This is a genomic window from Bradyrhizobium sp. USDA 3262, from assembly GCF_054060035.1.
In genome coordinates this window covers 5,112,741-5,130,577 of record NZ_JBSSCT010000001.1, presented here as the reverse complement: position 1 = coordinate 5,130,577, position 17,837 = coordinate 5,112,741, and the positions used below count along the sequence as shown (strand labels likewise).

Below are 17,837 nucleotides of genomic sequence, written 5' to 3'. Positions count from 1 at the left end.
GTCGTCGGTTCGAGGCTATGCGGCTCTGATGCCACCTCATTCCCCAAATGTCCAGCCGCCGCCAAGGTAGCCCCGCACCCCTCGGACAGCCCCCGGTTTATGCGCCCGTTTGGCGACCAAATGACGCGCTCACGAGGAGTTTTGTTCAGCTGCCATACATGAGCCGCCGGCTACGCGAAGATGACCCACAATCAATGTGGAGCACGGGAACGTCCGACCGCAGAGATGGTTAGACATTCACCGTTTTGATGGAGTCCAAAATGATCAATATGAAGGTTCTGAGCACCGCCGCGGCTCTGGCGCTTGCGCTGCCGTTGGCCGTGGCGCCGACCGTTTCGTTCGCCCAGTCTGCCGCACAGATGGGCGCGATGGGCGGCGGCGGCGGCCACGTTGGCGGCGGCGGCGGCGGCGGTGGTGGTGGCTTTGGCGGCGGCGGCCGCGGAGGTGGCATGGGCGGCGGCGGTGGTGGCGGCTGGCACGGCGGCGGTGGCGGCGGTCACTGGGCTGGTGGTGGCGGCGGCGGTTGGCGCGGCGGTGGCGGCTGGCACGGCGGTTACCATCGTGGCGGCGGGTTCTGGCCCGGCGCGGTGGCCGGTGCGGTCGTCGGCGGCGCCCTCGCCTCGGGCGCGTATTACGGCTCCGGCTATGGCTACGGCCCCGGCTATTATGACGACAGCTACGGCTATTACGATGAACCGTCTGTTGCCGTTGAGGTGCCGAGTGGCGGCGGCGCCAGCTACTGCGCGCAGCGCTACAGGTCCTACGATCCTGCCTCGGGCACCTATCTCGGCTATGATGGCCGGCGGCATCCCTGCCCGTAGGAGAGCCTGAATTCCTAGTTGCAAAGGGCGGCGCCAGCGCCGCCCTTTTTCTTGTGCGCAAGTCGTCTCATGTACGCAAGGCGACCGCGACGGCCGCGAAGGTCACCACGAGCGCTGCGATATCGCTCGCGCTGAGCGGCTCGCGCAGCATCGCCGCCGCCGCGAGCACGCCGACGACGGGGACCAGCAGCGTGCCGATCGACGCGGTCGCCGCCGGCAATCGCTCGAGCGCCGCAAACCAGCAGACATAGCAAAGGCAGAACTGGATCAGCGTCATGTAGATCATCGACGCCCAGCCGAACTGCGACAGCGCGGCGAGCTGCGGCTGCTCGATCAAGACGCCGATGATCGCGATCGGCACGCAGCCGATCGCAAGCTGCCAGGCCGCGAGCGACAGCGGCGGCATCGCGAGCTTGAAGGATTTGGTCAGCACCGTGCCGAGCCCGACGCAGATCGCACCGGCGAGCGCGAACAGAATCCCCGGCAGCTTGTCGAGGCTCGCGTCGACACCGCCGCCGCCGATCAGCGCCGCGATCCCGGCGAGCGCCACCGCAAGCGCAAGCGCACGCGGCAGCGACACGCGCTCGCCGAGCACCGGCCAGGCCACCAGCGCGACCCACACGGGAATCGTTATCCCGAGCACGGCTGCCTCGCTGGCCCGCAGCCAGATCAGCGCGAGGCCCATGGACGCGACCCAGCCGCCGATCGACAGCGTCGACACCAAGGCAAGCCGCAACCACATGCCGTCGGGCACGCGCAGCGTCTGTCCCCGCACCAGCGCGACCAGGCCGAGCGCAACCGCGCCGACCACGCCACACAGCCCGCGCGACGACAGCGGCGGCCACTCCGTGAGCAGGAACTTCATGATGGGGAAGTTGAGTCCCCAGCCGGTCGAAGCGACCACCAGGAATGCGAGGCCGAGCGGTGACAGCGGGGCGCGGCCGGCGATGGGAACTGCGGTCATGGACCTGTCGTAAAGGGGATGGACAAATACAGGTGATGTGTCACGGCTAGCTGGAAATCCGCTTGTCAGCAAACAGCATATGCATTCTATGATACAGACTTTCCGTCTAGGTTCCGCCTTAATCGACGAACAGGCCAAGCGAGTCGCCGGCACGCGAGGCCGTTAGAAAAAGAGGATGCATCGTGCCGAGCGTTCTCGTGGTTGATGACGACCCGATGGTGTGCGTTGCCATCGAGGTGTGCCTGCAACGCCAGGGCTTCGAGGTCAGCGTCGCCGATGGCGGTGAAGCCGGCATGCGCGCGCTGGAGCAGGCCACCTTCGACGTCATGCTGGTCGATGTCTTCATGCCGCATATGCGCGGGTTCGAGGCGATCCGCGTCTTCCACGAGCGCGCGCCCGATATTCCCGTGATCGCGATGTCCGGCTATGCCTTCGCCAATGCCGACCGCGCGCCGGACTTCCTGCGGATGACGATCGAGCTCGGCGCCTCCGCCTGCCTGCGCAAGCCGTTCACCCCGCAGGCGCTGATTGCCGCCGTTAACGAATGTCTTGCGAAGTATGCACCTTCCGCTCGTCTTTCTAAGTAATTGCCCGTACTAATCGTTGATGGCTTCCCAGCGTCTCATTCTCGGCAGCGGCCTTGCGATCCTCCTCGTCATCAGCGCGGCGTCGATCGGATTGGACGTCAAGTCGCGCAACGAGATTGATTCGGCGGATCGCACGCTCGGGATCCTCAAGCGGATTTCCGACACCCGGCCGTTGCCGCGGGGTGTCGAAAGCGCGGCGCGCGCATTCGCGCTGACAGGCGACGCCTCCTTCGCCGACGAATTCCGTGAGCAGAGCGCCGCCCTCACCGCCGCTTTCGACAGCCTGATGGCGGCGGTGAAGACGGCGCCCGAGGAGGCGCAGCTGCTCGCGGGCGCCAAGACTCAGGTCGACCGCGGCATTGCGCTCGGCGCCGAGCTGATCAGATTGCGCAGCGCGGGCGACACCGCCGGCGCCGCGACGCTGATGTCCGCAGGCGAGAGCCGCGCGCTGATGGACAAGGTCGGCGCGGCGCTCGAGCGGCTCGTCACCGAAGAGCGCCGCGTGCTCGGGCTTCGCACCGGACAGTCGAAGACCTACGGACGCCTGCTGCTGGCGATCGACCTCGCCGGCGTCGCGATGATCCTGCTGCTCGCGATCGCGCTGACGCTGGCGGCCCGGCGCGCCAGCCGCGAACTGCAGGGCGCGCTCAGCGCGACCAAGGCGACCAATCTGTCGCTCGAGGGCAAGGTCGCCGAACGCACCAAGGATCTCGGCGCCGCGCTCGAGGAGCTCCGCCGTTCCACCTCGGTGATGGAAACCACCTTCCGCACCATGGCGGAGGCGGTGCTGGTGATCGACGGCGCCGGCACCGTGCTGCTGTCGAACCCGGCCGCCGAGAAGATGCTGCGCTACAAGCCGGGCATGACGGTCCGGCAGCTGCGCGCCATGAGCAACGTGTTCCAGTCGGACGGCGTCACGCCGATGCAGGCCGACGACATGCCGTCGGCCAAGGCGCTGCGCGGCGAGGAATTCGACGGGCTGGAATTCGTCGCCAAGCCGGTGCGCGGCGCGCCGGAGATTCACCTCGTGGTGTCGGGCCGGCCGCTGCGCGACGGCGACGACGCGATCACCGGCGCTGCGCTGATCTATCACGACATCACCGCCTCGCGCGAAACCGAGCACAAGCTGCAGCAGGCGCAGAAGCTCGACGCCATCGGCAAGCTGACCGGCGGCGTCGCGCACGACTTCAACAACATGCTGACGGTGATCACCGGCACCACCGAGACGCTGGTCGACAGCCTGCGCGCCCAGCCGCAGCTCGCGAAAACCGCCGAGCTGATCGACCGCGCCGCCGAGCGCTGCCGCGAGCTGATCCAGCATCTGCTCGCCTTCGCGCGCCGCCAGCCGCTGGAGCCGCGCACCGTCGACATCAACGGCACCGTGGTCGACATCGCCAAGCTGCTGCGGCCGACGCTCGGCGAGCAGATCGAGATCAATTCGGTGCTGGCGTCCGATGTCGCCAGCGTTCATATCGATCCGTCGCAGCTTGCCAACTCGCTGCTCAACATGGCGATCAACGCCCGCGACGCGATGCCGAATGGCGGCAAGCTGCTGTTCGAGACCAGCAACATCGTGCTCGACGACGCCTATGCCGCTGTTAATCCCGACATCACGCCGGGCCGCTATGTGCTGCTCGCGGTCAGCGACACCGGCACCGGCATGTCGCATGCGGTGCAGGACAAGGTGTTCGAGCCGTTCTTCACCACCAAGGACGTCGGCAAGGGCTCCGGCCTCGGCATGAGCATGGTCTACGGCTTCGTCAAGCAGTCCGGCGGCCACATCAAGATCTACAGCGAGGAAGGCCACGGCACCACGATCAAGCTCTATCTGCCGCCTGCCCGCGGCCAGGTCGAGGTGGAGGCGCCTCCGCCGGAGCCGGTGCGGCGCGGCAGTGAAATCATCCTGGTGGTGGAAGACGACCAGCTGGTGCGCAACTACGTCGTCACGCAGCTGACGAACCTCGGCTACAAGACCATCGCCGTGCCCGACGCCCGCGCGGCGCTGGCGCTGGTCGACAAGGGCGAGAAGTTCGACCTCTTGTTCACCGACGTGATCATGCCCGGCGGCATGAACGGCCGCCAGCTCGCCGACGAGGTGCAAAAACGCCGCCCCGGCATCAAGGTGCTCTACACCTCGGGCTATACCGAGAACGCGATCGTGCATCACGGCCGCCTCGACGAAGGCGTGCTGCTGCTGGCAAAACCCTACCGCAAGGCGCAGCTCGCCGGCATGCTGCAGCAGGCGCTCGGCGAGTGATGTGAGCTACCGCGTCGCCAGTGCGACGCCGGCGAGGGTGAACAGCAGCGCGACGATCTGGCTTGGCCCCAGCGGCTCGTGCAGCGCGATTGCGGAGGCCACCACGCCGATCACAGGCACCGCCATGGTGCCGATCGCCGCCACCGAGGCCGGCAGGCGCGCAAGCGCGGCAAACCACGCGACATAGGCGACGCAGAACTGGATCAGCGTCGAATAGACCAAGAGCCACCAGCCGATCGTCGTGATGCGGTCGACATGCGTGGTCTCGATCAGCATGCCGACGATCGCGATCGGCACGCAGCCGAGGCCGATCTGCCAGGCCGCGGCCGGGATCGGCGGCATCACCAGCGGATATTTCTTCGCCAGCACGGTGCCGAGCGCAAAGCCGAAGGCGCCGCCGAGCGCCATGATGATTCCCGGCAGCTTCTCCTTGCTCGCGGTGATGCCGCTGCCGCCCATGATCGCGGCGAGGCCTGCAAAGGCCATCACCAGCGCGATGGTCCGCAGCAGCGTCGGCCGTTCGCCGAGCACCGGCCAGGCCAGCAGCGAAGCCCATACCGGCATAGTGTAGGCGATCAGCGCGGCCTCGCTCGCCGGCAGCCAGAGCAGCGCCAGTCCCATCAGCACCATCCAGCCGGTGACATTGAGCGCCGCATACAGCACGAGCCGCGGCCACAGCCGTTTCTCGACATGCAGACTCTGGGCGCGGATCAGCGCCAGCACCGCCAGCAGCACGGCGCCGATCACCCCGGTGGTGCCGCGCAAGGTCAGCGGCGGGAGCTCGCTGAGCAGGAACTTGGTGGATGGCCAGTTGAACCCCCAGCCCACCGAGGTGATGGCGAGGAACATCAGGCCGGCGGGCGCAAGGCGCGGCCGCGCGGAAGGCTTCTGGACTGTCATGGAACCCGGCGGGGATGTGAGTCGGCCTCACCTTGCCCGCGATTTTGTCGCCCGACCATCACGGCTCTGACATGCCTGATCCGTACTTTGCCCGTAGGCCTACGTGAGTCCCCAAAATTCAATCCGGGACCGCGAATAAAAACTTCGCCTGTGAACAGCGGGGCGAAGCTCCGATCCACAGGCGATAGGAATATTTTTGGCTTGGGAATCCCTGAGGACTCACCGATAGTTGGCCCGATCACAGGCGCGGCACCGACCCCTGTTATCCCCCTCTTTCCACCATATTTAGTGTTTGATTCAGAAACTCGTACTAGTCCTTGACGGGCGTGACGGACATGGCCTAGCTTTCAACCTGTTCGGCGCGAGTGTGTTTGGGTCCCCGCCGGTCGCTCCCACAAGGGTTCCAAAATGACCACTCCGCCAGGCCTACGGGCCGCGGGTGAAGGGCTTCTCTGCCCTGATTTTGGGCCGCTTGGGACGACAGAACGGGCCGCGAAGGACCCGGAAACAGAGGCCGTAACGGCCCGCGAAGAAGCGTACGCGTGACGTGTCGCGTGAAGCGTTTTGGGGCGTTGAATGCATGACCCGGAGCACCCGACCAGTCGGGCGCCGCGCCGGGACGATGCCGCCGCAGGGCCGGTCATACCGGCGCCCAGCGGATGAGAGAAAACAGGCCGGATCCACCGGCTGAGCTGCGGATGACGGGAGGCGTGCTGACGCGTGTTCCGAAGTCCGCGAACAGACAACATTCCGGCACCTGCGGACAAACGTGGGGCCGGGCAGAAGAAGAGACGGGGCTCGACCATGCGAATCGAACGACGCAACACCACCAGCGGACAATCTCCCTATGCCGGGATCAATTTCCGCCTGACCACATCAGAGATCCGCAATCCGGACGGCTCGGTCGTGTTCCGCGCCGAGAACGTCGAGGTTCCGGAGTTCTGGTCGCAGGTCGCCTCCGACGTGCTGGCGCAGAAGTATTTCCGCAAAGCGGGCGTTGCCGCGCGCCTGAAGAAGGTCGAGGAAGAGACCGTGCCGTCCTGGCTGTGGCGTTCGGTACCGGACACCGAGGCGCTTGGCCTCCTGCCGGAGAACGAGCGCATCGTCGGCGAGACCTCGGCCAAGCAGGTGTTCGATCGCCTCGCCGGCTGCTGGACCTATTGGGGCTGGAAGGGCGGCTACTTCTCCACGGAAGAAGACGCCCTCGCCTTCTTCGACGAGCTGCGTTTCCAGCTCGCCAAGCAGATGGTCGCGCCGAACTCGCCGCAGTGGTTCAACACCGGGCTGCACTGGGCCTATGGAGTCGATGGTCCCGGCCAGGGCCACTATTACGTCGACTGGAAGACCGGCAAGCTCACCAAGTCGAAGTCGGCCTATGAGCATCCGCAGCCGCATGCCTGCTTCATCCAGGGCGTCGGCGACGACCTCGTCAACGAGGGCGGCATCATGGATCTCTGGGTGCGCGAGGCGCGCCTGTTCAAGTATGGCTCCGGCACCGGCTCCAACTTCTCGAGCCTGCGCGGCGAAGGCGAAAAGCTGTCCGGCGGCGGCCGCTCAAGCGGCCTGATGAGCTTCCTCAAGATCGGCGACCGCGCCGCGGGCGCGATCAAGTCCGGCGGCACCACGCGCCGCGCCGCCAAGATGGTCGTGGTCGATGCCGATCACCCCGACATCGAGACCTATATCGACTGGAAGGTGAAGGAGGAGCAGAAGGTCGCGGCGCTGGTCACCGGCTCCAAGATCAACCAGAAGCACCTCAAGGCCGTGATGAAGGCCTGCGTCAACTGCGAAGGCAGCGGCGACGACTGCTTCGATCCCGAGAAGAACCCGGCGCTGCGCCGCGAGATCAAGCTCGCCCGCCGCAACCTCGTGCCCGACAACTACATCAAGCGCGTCATCCAGTTCGCCAGGCAGGGCTACAAGGACATCTCGTTCGACACCTACGACACCGACTGGGATTCCGAGGCCTACCTCACCGTCTCCGGCCAGAACTCCAACAACTCGGTGTCGCTGAAGGACGATTTCCTGCGCGCGGTGGAAACCGACGGTGACTGGAATCTCGTCGGCCGCACCACCAAGAAAGTGACGAAGACGCTGAAGGCCCGCGACCTCTGGGAGAAGATCGGCTACGCCGCCTGGGCGAGCGCCGATCCCGGCCTGCACTTCAACACCACGATGAACGACTGGCACACCTGCAAGGCGTCCGGCGACATCCGCGCGTCCAATCCGTGCTCGGAATACATGTTCCTGGACGACACGGCGTGCAACCTCGCCTCCGCCAACCTGCTGACGTTCTACAGCACGACCACCAAGCGGTTCGACATCGAGTCCTACGAGCACCTCTGCCGGCTCTGGACCATCGTGCTCGAAATCTCGGTCATGATGGCCCAGTTCCCGTCGAAGGCGATCGCCGAACTGTCCTACGAATTCCGCACGCTCGGCCTCGGTTTTGCGAATATCGGCGGCCTGCTGATGACCATGGGCTTGCCTTACGACAGCAAGGAAGGCCGTTCGCTCTGCGGCGCGCTGACCGCTGTGATGACCGGCATCTCTTACAAGACCTCGGCCGAGATGGCGGCCGAGCTCGGCACCTTCCCGGGCTACAAGAAGAATGCCGCGCACATGCTGCGCGTGATCCGCAACCACCGCCGCGCCGCCCACGGCAACGCGGCCGGTTACGAGGCGCTGTCGGTCAACCCGGTGCCGCTCGATCACGCCTCCTGCCCGCAGGAGGACATCGTCACCCATGCCAGGCTGGCCTGGGACGACGCGCTGGCGCTCGGCGAAGTCAACGGCTATCGCAACGCCCAGACCACGGTGGTGGCGCCGACCGGCACCATCGGCCTCGTGATGGACTGCGACACCACCGGCATCGAGCCCGACTTCGCGCTGGTGAAGTTCAAGAAGCTCGCCGGCGGCGGCTACTTCAAGATCATCAACCAGGCGGTGCCGTCAGCGCTGCGCGCGCTCGGCTATCGCGAGAGCGAGATCGCGGAGATCGAGGCCTACGCCGTCGGCCACGGCTCGCTATCGAATGCGCCTGGAATCAACGCCTCCACCCTGAAGGCAAAAGGCTTCACCGATGAAGCCATTGCCAAGGTGGAAAAGGCGCTGCCGACCGCGTTCGACATCAAGTTCGCCTTCAACAAGTGGACCTTTGGCGAAGACTTCATCCGCGACCAGCTCGGCATCGGCGCCGAGGCGATCGCAGCCCCCGGCTTCGACCTGCTCTCGGCGGTCGGATTCAGCAAGCGCGAGATCGAGGCCGCCAACGTGCACATCTGCGGCGCGATGACGGTGGAAGGCGCCCCGCACCTGAAGGCCGAGCACTACCCTGTCTTCGACTGCGCCAATCCCTGCGGCAAAATTGGAAAACGCTACCTCTCGGTCGAGAGCCACATCAGGATGATGGCGGCCTCGCAGCCGTTCATCTCGGGCGCGATCTCCAAGACCATCAACATGCCGAACGACGCCACGGTGGAGGACTGCAAGTCCGCCTACCTGCTGTCGTGGAAGCTGGCGCTGAAGGCCAACGCGCTGTATCGCGACGGCTCGAAGCTGTCGCAGCCGCTGAACTCGCAACTCATCTCCGACGATGAGGACGAGGACGATGCGGTGGAGGCGCTGTACGAGAAGCCGATGGCCGCGCGTGCCGCCCAGGTCTCGGAGAAGATCGTCGAGAAGCTGGTCGAGCGCATCGTCGTGATGCGCGAGCGCGAGAAGATGCCGGATCGACGCAAGGGCTACACCCAGAAGGCGGTTGTCGGCGGCCACAAGGTGTACCTGCGCACCGGCGAATATGACGACGGAAGGCTCGGCGAGATCTTCATCGACATGCACAAGGAAGGCGCGGCGCTGCGCTCCTTCATCAACAATTTTGCGATCGCAGTGTCCCTGGGTCTGCAATACGGCGTGCCGCTGGAGGAGTATGTCGACGCCTTCACCTTCACCCGCTTCGAGCCCGCGGGTCCCGTGCAGGGCAACGACTCCATCAAGTACGCGACCTCGATCCTCGACTATGTCTTCCGCGAGCTCGCGGTGAGCTACATGGCGCGCTTCGACCTCGCCCATGTCGATCCGAACGAGTCTGGCTTCGACGCGCTCGGCAAGGGCGTCGAGGAGGGCAAGGAGCCGGATGAGGCCCCCGCCCAGCACCAGGCCACCAAGTACCTGTCGAAGGGCCTGACCCGGTCGCGCACCGACAATCTCGTCGTCATGCGCGGCGGCTCGGCCGCGGTGAGCCAGGGCGCCGACAACGCGCCCGCCGGCAGCCGCGTCACCGCGCTCGCCTCCCACGGCGCAACCTCGCGCGGTGCCTCCGACACCGTCGAAGGCGCGGTCGCCCTGAAGCAGGAAGTCAGCCACGACCTCTCCCCGACCGAGAAGCTCGAGGCCTTGAACTGGAGCAAGCCCGGCACCGCCGCAGCCGCCGCCCCGTCGAAAGCGGAGCGTCGCGCCGAAGCCAAGGCCAAGGGCTATGAGGGCGAGATGTGCTCGGAGTGCGGCAACTTCACGCTGGTGCGGAATGGGACCTGCATGAAGTGCGATACTTGCGGAAGCACGACGGGATGTTCGTGAGCTAGACTAGGATTGTCATACCGGCGTTGATCCGGGCATCCACAAGGGCGGCCGAAAGGCCGCCCTTTCTTATTTTGCCAGCAACCTTATTTTGCCAGCAACTTCTCTTGTCCGATCTTCTTCAGTTCTTGAGCAAGCCAAGCACGATACTCGTCATCGGCACCTTCAAGCTCTTCGAAAAGACTAATCTCCCCAACACGAAAGTCGCTTGGCACCGAGAATCTCAGTCTATGCCGGACAACACATCCGACCACGTAGTCGTAACCAACACTGTGATCTTCGTGATATTGTATCGCGTAAAGACCAAAATTCTTCCGTATCAAGGGATCAATAATCGTATAGATAAACTCTAACGACAGCGCGCGAAAATCTTCATCTTCCGGCGCACAAAAATGCTGAATCGAATTTCTTGCACAGCGAAGACGGTCGAAACAGTCCGGGTTGGGCAAACGCTGTCCGGTTGTCACCCACAACACCTGCGGAAGCTTCTCGAAGTCGTGCGTCCTTCCTCTCTTAATGAGGCTCAGCAGATCGAGAGCGTCTGCTCGATTATCATCGAGGCTGAACAAATCCTTGAATATCAGGAGCGGATGCTCCTTTGCGATAATTGCCTTTAAGAATAGCTCTCCTGCGTGAGCCGTGTTTGTCACCGAGATAAAGTCCCAATGCTCGTTTCCCGGATCAGCGAAAACGGCATGCATGTTCGCCTGCGCGAGAGCGCCAATAGCAAGCGTCAATATCCTATCTGGAATTTGCCTAAGGAGCTTATTCTTCATTCCCCGCTCGCGGCCCCCCTTCAGTTCCGAAGAACAGCTCATCAACCCGGCACACCGCCTTACAGACTGCTCCAAGGGCGTTCTTGTCACCTGTCTTCTCGGCCAGTTCTCGTCCTACCTGCAGCGCATTGAGAACGTCCCGGAGGGGCACTTTGATCGAAGTTACCGCCGTCAAGCCATAGGCAAACGGCGTGACGTCCTCTCGCGCCTTCGGAAGACGCAACTCTCCTGCGGAAATTTCCTTACTGACCGCACGCGCAGCTTGCGTCACAGCTTTGGCGAAAGCTGTTTTCTTGCCCGTAAGCCTCTCGAACAGAATTCTTTTCCGCCCCTCTTGCGCAATCTTTTGAGCCTTTAGCCCGGATGAGCGAAGCGACATCCGGGACCGACACGCAACTCGCAAGATCAATCCCGTATATCGCTTCGCTCACGCGGGCTACTGCCAACCGGCCCTGCGCACTATTGCGCCCGCTCGTTGATGATGGGCGTCGCCGTCCGTTGCACCCGCTCATAGCGGCTGATTTGATCTTGCGAGATTTTCTTCATGGCCAGCAATTCATCTGAGGTCTTGGCCTTGAGCTGAGCGAGGACGGCCGACTGTGGCACCTCCTCGTCCGTCGGCGATGGGCTCGATCGAAGCGCGATCATCCGGTCAATGCGCGGCAACATCGAACGATGGCGCTCCACGACCTTGCGCGCGAGTTCCACATAGTGCAGCAATCGATCGGTCGACAAGACGCGCGCGCCCTCCTCGTTTCCTGCAATCAGCTGGTTTAGGTTCTCGTCGACGATATCGGTGCACAGGTCGATGCATTCGTCGCAAATGAAGACGGCAGGACCCGCCACCAGTTTGCTCACGTCATGCTGGTTCTTGCCGCAAAATGAGCAGTGGAGCAGACCGCTCTGGACGGCCTGCTTCTGAGCGCCGGCCGCATCGATCCTGGCAGACAGGATATTCCAGGTCTCGCAGCCGAACGCCTTCGCGATCAACTCCAGGGATTCGCTGTGAGTGGTTTGTATCGACCTGGCATTCAAGGCGTTGCGCAGAGACCGCGCCATGGCCTTCGCATCGCGAAAATCGCGCATGGGTGCACCCCTATCGGCGAACGGAGGAGATCGGTGCTTGCCTTGCCGACCCGCTCGCCAATAGCGAGGGTGTGGCGGATTTTGATACGTTCACTATCCACAAAGGGCGCAAGCAGCGGGTGTATCAACCCGACACCATCATTGGGCGCGACCGGCCTGTTGTCAATCCCGACAGGCACGCCGCTCCCTCGACATAAGGCAGATATCGAAATGAACGTGCAGCCTTCAGTGATTTATCACATCTGTTCGTCTGCGGCGTGGGCAGCAGCGAACAACGGCGAATACCGCCCTGCTTTGTTCGACAGCGAGGGGTTCATTCATTGCTCGACGCCCGGGCAACTCGTTGAAGTCGCGAATTACCTGTTCCGGGGACAACGAGGCCTGATCTTGCTCGCCATCGATCCGGCTCGCGTGATCCCGCACATTCGGTACGAAGACGCGGGCAACGGCAAACTGTACCCGCATATTTATGGTCCTCTCAACGCAAGTGCCGTTGTAGCCGTCCAACCGTTCGAACCGGACGCCGACGGCACGTTTGATCTGCAAACTTAGGTTCTCGGCTCCAGTTGCTCGCCATTGAAAATATGGAGCATCCCCGCAAATCCGGGATGATCGGCCTCCACGACGTAACGCACTGCACCGGCGCGCGTCGTGAAAACTGAAACGATGATGCCAGGATACTCATAACCGGCACGCTTCCTGACGAGATCGCCGACCTTGAAAGACTGGGACATCATTCCTCGTAAAGTTGCGAGCGACTGCTGAATCACTGAGGTGAGCTGCCATAATAGCAGGTCACAACGGCATGTCGCCGAGCATCAAAGGTCGGCGGAGGGTCATTTCGACGGGTTCAGCGGGGACGGCAAACTTCAGCAAGCGTAGCCCGGATGAGCCGACGGATCGCACGAACGCGCCCGATGACAGGCTCCGCGATATCCGGGACGCAACATCAGTCCCGCATATCGCTTCGCTCATGCGGGCTACTGGCCGGCTCGCTTTTCAAGAAGCAGCGTGCGGTCGGCGATGTCTTTCAATTCGAACGCCTGGGAGTCGAGGAACGCGACGGATCCGTTGTCGGGGTCCGCGGCGAGGCGATGGGTTTCACCCAGATGATGCTTCAGCCAGGCCCGCTGCTCGGTCTGCAATTGCGCGTGCGCCTCGCCCTTCGACCTTGCGAGAAGCGCTTGATAAGCGGTGTTGAGCCTGACGTCCCACTTCTCGATTGCGGCCTTGCCGCACGCGAGCATCTTCGTTGACGTCCCTTCGGCCTTGTCCATGCACGCATCATACTCGGTGCTTTGCTGCGCGCGCACCGACAAAGTTCCGAGCACGAGCGTAGCTGCAACAAATGCAAGCGTTCGCGAAAGCATGACCACGTCCAAATCACTCCACGCGCATCTCCGGACAACCATCGTCGCACAGGAGTGCTCGAAACGAAAGCCGGCAAGCGTAGCGAGGTATTGGTGTGAAGCTCGCGTAGGATGGGTAGAGCCAATGGGTCCGCGCAACGCGCGGCCCGATGATAAACTCCGCGAAACCCATCGATTTTTTACCTGCGGCGCCAATGATGGGTTTCGCTTCGCTCTACCCATCCTACGAAGCTGCTGCCACCCGGGCAGAGAATCAAACCGCAAACGTGCGCCGCGCGTATTCGGGCTCCCGCGCCAATGCGATAACACCGCGCTCGCATCATCGCATGCGCAACAAATCACTCAAGCATCACCCGCCACACGCAACGTGATCCGCGTCAATTCCGACGGGCGGCCGAGCCGCAAGGCAAAGCCGGGCCAGAGCGCGGTGCCGTTGTTGACGTAGAGCGTCATGCCGTCGACGTCGTAGCGGCCGGAGACGAAGCCGGCATTGGCGCGCGCGGCCAGGCGATCGATCCCCAGGATCAATCCGCCATGGGTGTGTCCGGAGAGCTGCAGGGCGACGCCGAGCCGGGCTGCCTTTCGTGCGTCGCTCGGCTGGTGGTCGAGCAGGACGACGGGCGCGCCCTTGGGGGCTCCGTCGAGAACCGCGGCAAGGTCGCGGATGGAATGCCCCCGGTGGCGCGAGGCGCGGTCGGTAATCCCTGCGATCACCAGGCGGCCGCCGCCGCGCTCGAGCACGATGTGCCTGTTCTCGAGCGAGCGCAGGCCCAGCGCTTCGTAATGCGCCATCCACCCGTCATAGCCGAAGATATATTCGTGATTGCCCGAGATCACGTAGACGCCGTCGGCGGCCACAAGGTCCCGCAACGGCTCGATGTCCTTGCGCCGCGCATCAATGGTGCCGTCGATCAGATCGCCGGTGATCGCGATCAGGTCCGCGCCGAGCTTGTTCGACCGCTCGACCACGGCGCGCGCCCAGGGCGCGGGAAACAGCCGGCTGATGTGCAGATCTGTCAGTTGCAGGATGGTGTAGCCGTCGAACTGAAGCGGAAGTCCGCGGATGCCGACCTCGACATCCCTGAGCGGCGGAATGCGCATCGCCTGATGCACGCCGATCGCGGCGGCTGCTGCAGCGAGCGCAGCAAGTGCGTAGCGGACGCCGTCAGGCGCGCCGACGAAGCCGCCGTGGATCAGCGCGGCCACCAATAGTCCGGCATCGAGCGCCAGTTGCAGCAGCGCCAGCAGCATGATCGCGCCGAACGCCCAGTTGAACAGGACGACCACCGGACGCGGAAACTCCGGCGAGAATTCCGATCCCGACGACAGCCTGTTCCAGCGGTGAAACTGCAAGGCGACCAGCACCAGCAACGCGGCGACGATCTTTGCCGGAAGCGGCCAGTCGAGCGGCCAGATGAAGCGAGCCAGGATCAAGAGGCTGGTCAGGCCGAAGATGAGTTGGGGAATGGTCTCGCTCCGGATCGGATCGGTTGAGGCTGCGGGCTCGGCGCTCAGCGAAGGTAGGGTGGATCGGGCGCAGGCGTAAGCCGCCATCATCAGCACATTTTCGGCAAGTCGCGCGTCGCTGAAACGCCTTGCGCTTTTGTCCCAGTTGCCCGGATGAGCGAAGCGACATCCGGGATCCGCCTCGCAAGAACACACCACCGGCCCCCGCATATCGCGGAGCCTGTCATCGGGCGCGCCTTCGCGCGACCCGTTGGCTCATGCGGGCTACGGGCTGCGCGTTGCTGTGGAGCGCAAGCCGTAGGCAGTGTTGGCGCCTCGGCGGAGATCTCCTGGCACCTTCCCCATCAGCACTATCGGTCCCTCCCGAAAAATAAACTTGAACGATGCTCATTTTCATGCCAAACATTGAACATTGTTCATTTTTGTCAGAGCCGACGATGCAAACGACCTTCCGGATGGACGGATTGACCGGGCCCGAACGGCCGGTGAAACCGTGGATGAAAGTCTCGGCATCATTGCGGCATTCGCGGCGCACGGGCGCATCGCGCAGCCGGTCCACTACAATGATTTCGCCGACCACTCGGTCCTCTCAGGCATCCCCCACGCAGGCGATGTCTTGTCGAACATCGGCTTCGCCCTGGTCGCGATCTGGGCTGGCTGGCGCTGCGCCCTCACCGCAACAGCGACCAGCTGCGCGCCGGCTGGCCGGGCTATCGCCTGTTCCTGATCGGCCTGTTCCTGACCGCGTTCGGGTCCGCCTTCTTTCACCTTGCCCCCGGCAACGGCCGGCTGACCTGGGACATGCTGCCGATCGCGCTCGCCGGCGCGGGCCTGCTGGTCGGCGTCCGCGGCGACACCCAGCGGGGATCGAAAACGAACGTCGAGGCGATCGTTTTCGGGCTTTACGCCGCCGCCAGCGTCGCGTGGTGGGTTTATACCGATCGGCATGGCGCGGGCGACCTGCGGCCGTATCTGCTGCTGCAGGTGCTCCCGCTCATCCTGATCCCGCTGTGGCAATCGATCTATCGCGCGCCGCGCGCCGACCGCGCAGCTTTCGCCGCCGCGATGGCGCTGTACGTTCTGGCCAAGATCGCCGAGGTGCTCGACCATCAGATCGCAGACACGCTCGGGTTCGTCAGCGGACACACCTTGAAGCATCTGCTCGCGACTTCAGCCACGGCCGCAATCGTCTGGGGGCTGACGCGACGCGTCTCCGGCGGCCGTCGAACCTAAGGCGCGGAGTGGCAGAACACAGGAAAGCGCCGCGACATCCGAACCGATGCATTCGCTCGCCACGCCGCACCCGCATTTGATGCGGCTCTCTCAGGAACGAAACGCAAAGTGAGGTCGGTCCCGGGGACTGAGCGGCACATGGCCGCCGACGCCCGGCTTGATCTTGCCGCCGTCCATGCCGCCCCGGAACCAGGTGGTGACCGCACCACCGCACAGCGCGCCGGTCGTCAGGTCCATGGCCTGGGCGCCAACTCCGCCCTCGAAGTCGGAGGGGCTGTAGACATCCCACCATCTCGGCAGCCGGTATTGCGACACAGTGCTGACTTCGGTGGTCGAATTCGGTGGCACCTCGAGCTCGAGGACCTTCAGTCCGAGATTGATCCATGCCACGGCCGGCTTCGGATCAGATCCATGCTGGGGATCGTTTGGATCCGCGGCGAGCGCCGATATGATCTGTAACCGGACCCGAAGCGGATGACTGCTTTTGTTGCGGACCATCACGGGCCGAAACACCGGCTCAATGCCGACCACGCCGAAATCGGCCGTTGCGGGCAGCAATTCCAACATGTCGCGGACGTCGCCATGCACCGGCTGCTGCGGCGGCGCGGGCGCGATCTGCGACCAGGTCATGTGAACGATCGCGCCACCATCTCCCGTGAAGCAGACCATGTTGGTGTCCGGATCAGCATGAATTTTCGTCACCGTGCTGATGCCGTTGAGAATCCACTGGTTTACGATTGCGCCCGCCTTGTCGAAGATCGTCACATTGATCGCGTTGCGGTGATCGCTGAAGCTGAACGGCCACACCGTCAGATCACCCTTTCGGATACTGGGATAACGTTCGGTCGGCGGCGTCCAGACCCCGGGAACGGAGGGGCAAAGGATCAAGCCGCCCGGCATCAGGGGCGGCGTCGGCCGCACCAGGGCCACGGCGAAAGTCGGCTTGGAATTTGGCGGCGATGGTGCAACCGGCGCCACTGGCAAGGTGTCCTCATTGGTCCAAGCCCCGCGCTCGCGATCCAACCCGCTCAATTCGGCCTGGGCATCGGCCATCGACATGCCCTCGACCTCAGCGACGACCGGCAGAACATCGCGTTGAATGGCGTTCTCAATCGCTGCGGGGGTCAGCAGGCCCTGCTGCGCGAGGTTCAACAAGCTGTTCCGCACCGACTGCATGCCATCCACCAGTTTCTTCGCGCGCAGCCAGTTCAGGCAGATGTCGGCACGGATCTGGCAAAGCTTGGCGATGCCGTGGCGCAATTCGTCCCGCAGCGACGCGCCTTCGAAGAGGTCGAATGCAAGCCCGATCGCCGTGATGATCAAGCCGGCCACCACCGCGGTCGCGATCCCCGTAATCAGGACTCCGACGGTCAATTCGCCGCCCCATGCGGTCACGAACGTCGCAGCAACGGCCTCCTCGGAAAGCGCGCCGGTAGCGACGATCCGCGACAGCACGCCGGGGGCAAGATAGCGCGTCGTGACGCTGAACGCCGTCACGCCCAGGATCGACTCACTCACCTTGATCACCGCCGTGCCTGCCGCGCCTGGAACGGCGATATCGGCGGCGGCCAGAATATCCAGATTGGATTCCGCCGGTGCGGCGACGCCGGCCTGCCGATAGAGCGCGGCGATCTGCGCATTAAGTTCGGCGATCACCGTGGTGAAAGTGGTGTACTCCTGTTGCGCCAGCTGCAGGTAATGCCCGGCATCCGTTGCCAATTCCGACATGCGGACCTGCCGCTTGCCGTTGTCCGGAAAGAAAACCGACATCGTTCGCCTCCCTCGGGCGCGCCCGGAG

Annotated in this window: 16 protein-coding genes; 7 read left to right on the top strand and 9 right to left on the bottom strand. The window is 63.9% G+C overall.

Annotated elements, in window-relative coordinates; genetic code table 11:
• Positions 1-260 precede the first annotated feature (260 nt).
• The gene (locus ACVWYP_RS23600; protein ID WP_304500050.1) at positions 261-821 is read left to right on the top strand and encodes a BA14K family protein; all 561 of its coding nucleotides are present in this window, start codon (positions 261-263) and stop codon (positions 819-821) included.
• Between the two features lie 67 nt (positions 822-888).
• On the opposite strand, the gene ACVWYP_RS23595 is transcribed toward ACVWYP_RS23600, so the two are convergent.
• Positions 889-1,785, bottom strand: coding sequence for a DMT family transporter (locus tag ACVWYP_RS23595; protein ID WP_304500049.1), 897 nt, complete (start codon positions 1,783-1,785; stop codon positions 889-891).
• 182 nt (positions 1,786-1,967) lie between these two features.
• Here ACVWYP_RS23595 and ACVWYP_RS23590 point away from each other — a divergent pair, with 182 nt between their 5' ends.
• Together ACVWYP_RS23590 and ACVWYP_RS23585 are read left to right on the top strand one after the other, a co-directional pair.
• Entirely contained in the window at positions 1,968-2,372 is a 405-nt protein-coding gene (locus ACVWYP_RS23590; protein WP_304500048.1) for a response regulator, read from the top strand.
• A gap of 19 nt (positions 2,373-2,391) precedes the next feature.
• On the top strand, positions 2,392-4,629 hold the full coding sequence (locus ACVWYP_RS23585; RefSeq protein ID WP_304500047.1) for a CHASE3 domain-containing protein: 2,238 nt from the start codon (positions 2,392-2,394) through the stop codon (positions 4,627-4,629).
• Positions 4,630-4,635: 6 nt separating this feature from the next.
• Here the strand turns inward: ACVWYP_RS23585 and ACVWYP_RS23580 are convergent, their stop codons facing one another.
• Positions 4,636-5,529, bottom strand: a complete 894-nt coding sequence (locus ACVWYP_RS23580; protein WP_304500046.1) for a DMT family transporter — start codon at positions 5,527-5,529, stop codon at positions 4,636-4,638.
• An 804-nt stretch (positions 5,530-6,333) separates the two neighbouring features.
• Here ACVWYP_RS23580 and ACVWYP_RS23575 point away from each other — a divergent pair.
• Positions 6,334-10,107 (top strand): vitamin B12-dependent ribonucleotide reductase, encoded by a 3,774-nt coding sequence (locus ACVWYP_RS23575; RefSeq protein ID WP_304500045.1) that lies wholly within the window; start codon positions 6,334-6,336, stop codon positions 10,105-10,107.
• Positions 10,108-10,193: 86 nt separating this feature from the next.
• Here the strand turns inward: ACVWYP_RS23575 and ACVWYP_RS23570 are convergent, their stop codons facing one another.
• The 3 genes from ACVWYP_RS23570 to ACVWYP_RS23560 form a co-directional block, all read right to left on the bottom strand.
• Positions 10,194-10,883, bottom strand: a complete 690-nt coding sequence (locus tag ACVWYP_RS23570; protein WP_304500044.1) for a hypothetical protein — start codon at positions 10,881-10,883, stop codon at positions 10,194-10,196.
• Entirely contained in the window at positions 10,873-11,262 is a 390-nt protein-coding gene (locus ACVWYP_RS23565) for a hypothetical protein (RefSeq protein WP_304500043.1), read from the bottom strand. The genes ACVWYP_RS23570 and ACVWYP_RS23565 overlap by 11 nt, the downstream gene beginning before the upstream one ends.
• 80 nt (positions 11,263-11,342) lie before the next feature.
• Positions 11,343-11,969, bottom strand: a complete 627-nt coding sequence (locus tag ACVWYP_RS23560) for a ClpX C4-type zinc finger protein (protein ID WP_304500042.1) — start codon at positions 11,967-11,969, stop codon at positions 11,343-11,345.
• 210 nt (positions 11,970-12,179) lie between these two features.
• On the opposite strand from ACVWYP_RS23560, the gene ACVWYP_RS23555 reads away from it, so the two are divergent.
• The gene (locus ACVWYP_RS23555; protein ID WP_304500041.1) at positions 12,180-12,521 is read left to right on the top strand and encodes a DUF952 domain-containing protein; all 342 of its coding nucleotides are present in this window, start codon (positions 12,180-12,182) and stop codon (positions 12,519-12,521) included.
• On the opposite strand, the gene ACVWYP_RS23550 is transcribed toward ACVWYP_RS23555, so the two are convergent.
• The 3 genes from ACVWYP_RS23550 to ACVWYP_RS23540 all read right to left on the bottom strand — a co-directional run bounded on the left by ACVWYP_RS23550 (position 12,518) and on the right by ACVWYP_RS23540 (position 14,806).
• Entirely contained in the window at positions 12,518-12,739 is a 222-nt protein-coding gene (locus ACVWYP_RS23550) for a hypothetical protein (protein ID WP_304500040.1), read from the bottom strand. The genes ACVWYP_RS23555 and ACVWYP_RS23550 overlap by 4 nt on opposite strands.
• 210 nt (positions 12,740-12,949) lie before the next feature.
• Positions 12,950-13,339, bottom strand: a complete 390-nt coding sequence (locus ACVWYP_RS23545; RefSeq protein ID WP_304500039.1) for a lysozyme inhibitor LprI family protein — start codon at positions 13,337-13,339, stop codon at positions 12,950-12,952.
• Positions 13,340-13,681: 342 nt separating this feature from the next.
• Positions 13,682-14,806, bottom strand: coding sequence for a metallophosphoesterase (locus tag ACVWYP_RS23540; RefSeq protein WP_304500292.1), 1,125 nt, complete (start codon positions 14,804-14,806; stop codon positions 13,682-13,684).
• A gap of 412 nt (positions 14,807-15,218) precedes the next feature.
• Here ACVWYP_RS23540 and ACVWYP_RS23535 point away from each other — a divergent pair, with 412 nt between their 5' ends.
• Both ACVWYP_RS23535 and ACVWYP_RS23530 read left to right on the top strand, forming a co-directional pair.
• A complete protein-coding gene (locus ACVWYP_RS23535; RefSeq protein ID WP_304500038.1) occupies positions 15,219-15,533 on the top strand; it encodes a hypothetical protein in 315 nt (104 codons plus the stop codon).
• 74 nt (positions 15,534-15,607) lie between these two features.
• The gene (locus ACVWYP_RS23530) at positions 15,608-16,039 is read left to right on the top strand and encodes a hypothetical protein (RefSeq protein WP_304500037.1); all 432 of its coding nucleotides are present in this window, start codon (positions 15,608-15,610) and stop codon (positions 16,037-16,039) included.
• Positions 16,040-16,129: 90 nt separating this feature from the next.
• Here ACVWYP_RS23530 and ACVWYP_RS23525 read toward each other — a convergent pair whose 3' ends face one another.
• Positions 16,130-17,809 carry a hypothetical protein gene (locus ACVWYP_RS23525; RefSeq protein WP_453946031.1) on the bottom strand — a complete coding sequence of 560 codons (1,680 nt, stop codon included), beginning with the start codon at positions 17,807-17,809 and terminating at the stop codon, positions 16,130-16,132.
• Positions 17,810-17,837 lie beyond the last annotated feature (28 nt).

Bases quoted from the DNA above. Each gene is read 5' to 3' on its own strand.
- ACVWYP_RS23600 (WP_304500050.1), top strand. From the start codon at position 261: ATGATCAATATGAAGGTTCTGAGCACCGCCGCGGCTCTGGCGCTTGCG.
- ACVWYP_RS23560 (WP_304500042.1), bottom strand. From the start codon at position 11,969: ATGCGCGATTTTCGCGATGCGAAGGCCATGGCGCGGTCTCTGCGCAAC.
- ACVWYP_RS23585 (WP_304500047.1), top strand. From the start codon at position 2,392: ATGGCTTCCCAGCGTCTCATTCTCGGCAGCGGCCTTGCGATCCTCCTC.
- ACVWYP_RS23530 (WP_304500037.1), top strand. From the start codon at position 15,608: ATGCTGCCGATCGCGCTCGCCGGCGCGGGCCTGCTGGTCGGCGTCCGC.
- ACVWYP_RS23570 (WP_304500044.1), bottom strand. From the start codon at position 10,883: ATGAAGAATAAGCTCCTTAGGCAAATTCCAGATAGGATATTGACGCTT.
- ACVWYP_RS23565 (WP_304500043.1), bottom strand. From the start codon at position 11,262: ATGTCGCTTCGCTCATCCGGGCTAAAGGCTCAAAAGATTGCGCAAGAG.
- ACVWYP_RS23525 (WP_453946031.1), bottom strand. From the start codon at position 17,809: ATGTCGGTTTTCTTTCCGGACAACGGCAAGCGGCAGGTCCGCATGTCG.
- ACVWYP_RS23545 (WP_304500039.1), bottom strand. From the start codon at position 13,339: ATGCTTTCGCGAACGCTTGCATTTGTTGCAGCTACGCTCGTGCTCGGA.
- ACVWYP_RS23555 (WP_304500041.1), top strand. From the start codon at position 12,180: ATGAACGTGCAGCCTTCAGTGATTTATCACATCTGTTCGTCTGCGGCG.
- ACVWYP_RS23575 (WP_304500045.1), top strand. From the start codon at position 6,334: ATGCGAATCGAACGACGCAACACCACCAGCGGACAATCTCCCTATGCC.
- ACVWYP_RS23595 (WP_304500049.1), bottom strand. From the start codon at position 1,785: ATGACCGCAGTTCCCATCGCCGGCCGCGCCCCGCTGTCACCGCTCGGC.
- ACVWYP_RS23580 (WP_304500046.1), bottom strand. From the start codon at position 5,529: ATGACAGTCCAGAAGCCTTCCGCGCGGCCGCGCCTTGCGCCCGCCGGC.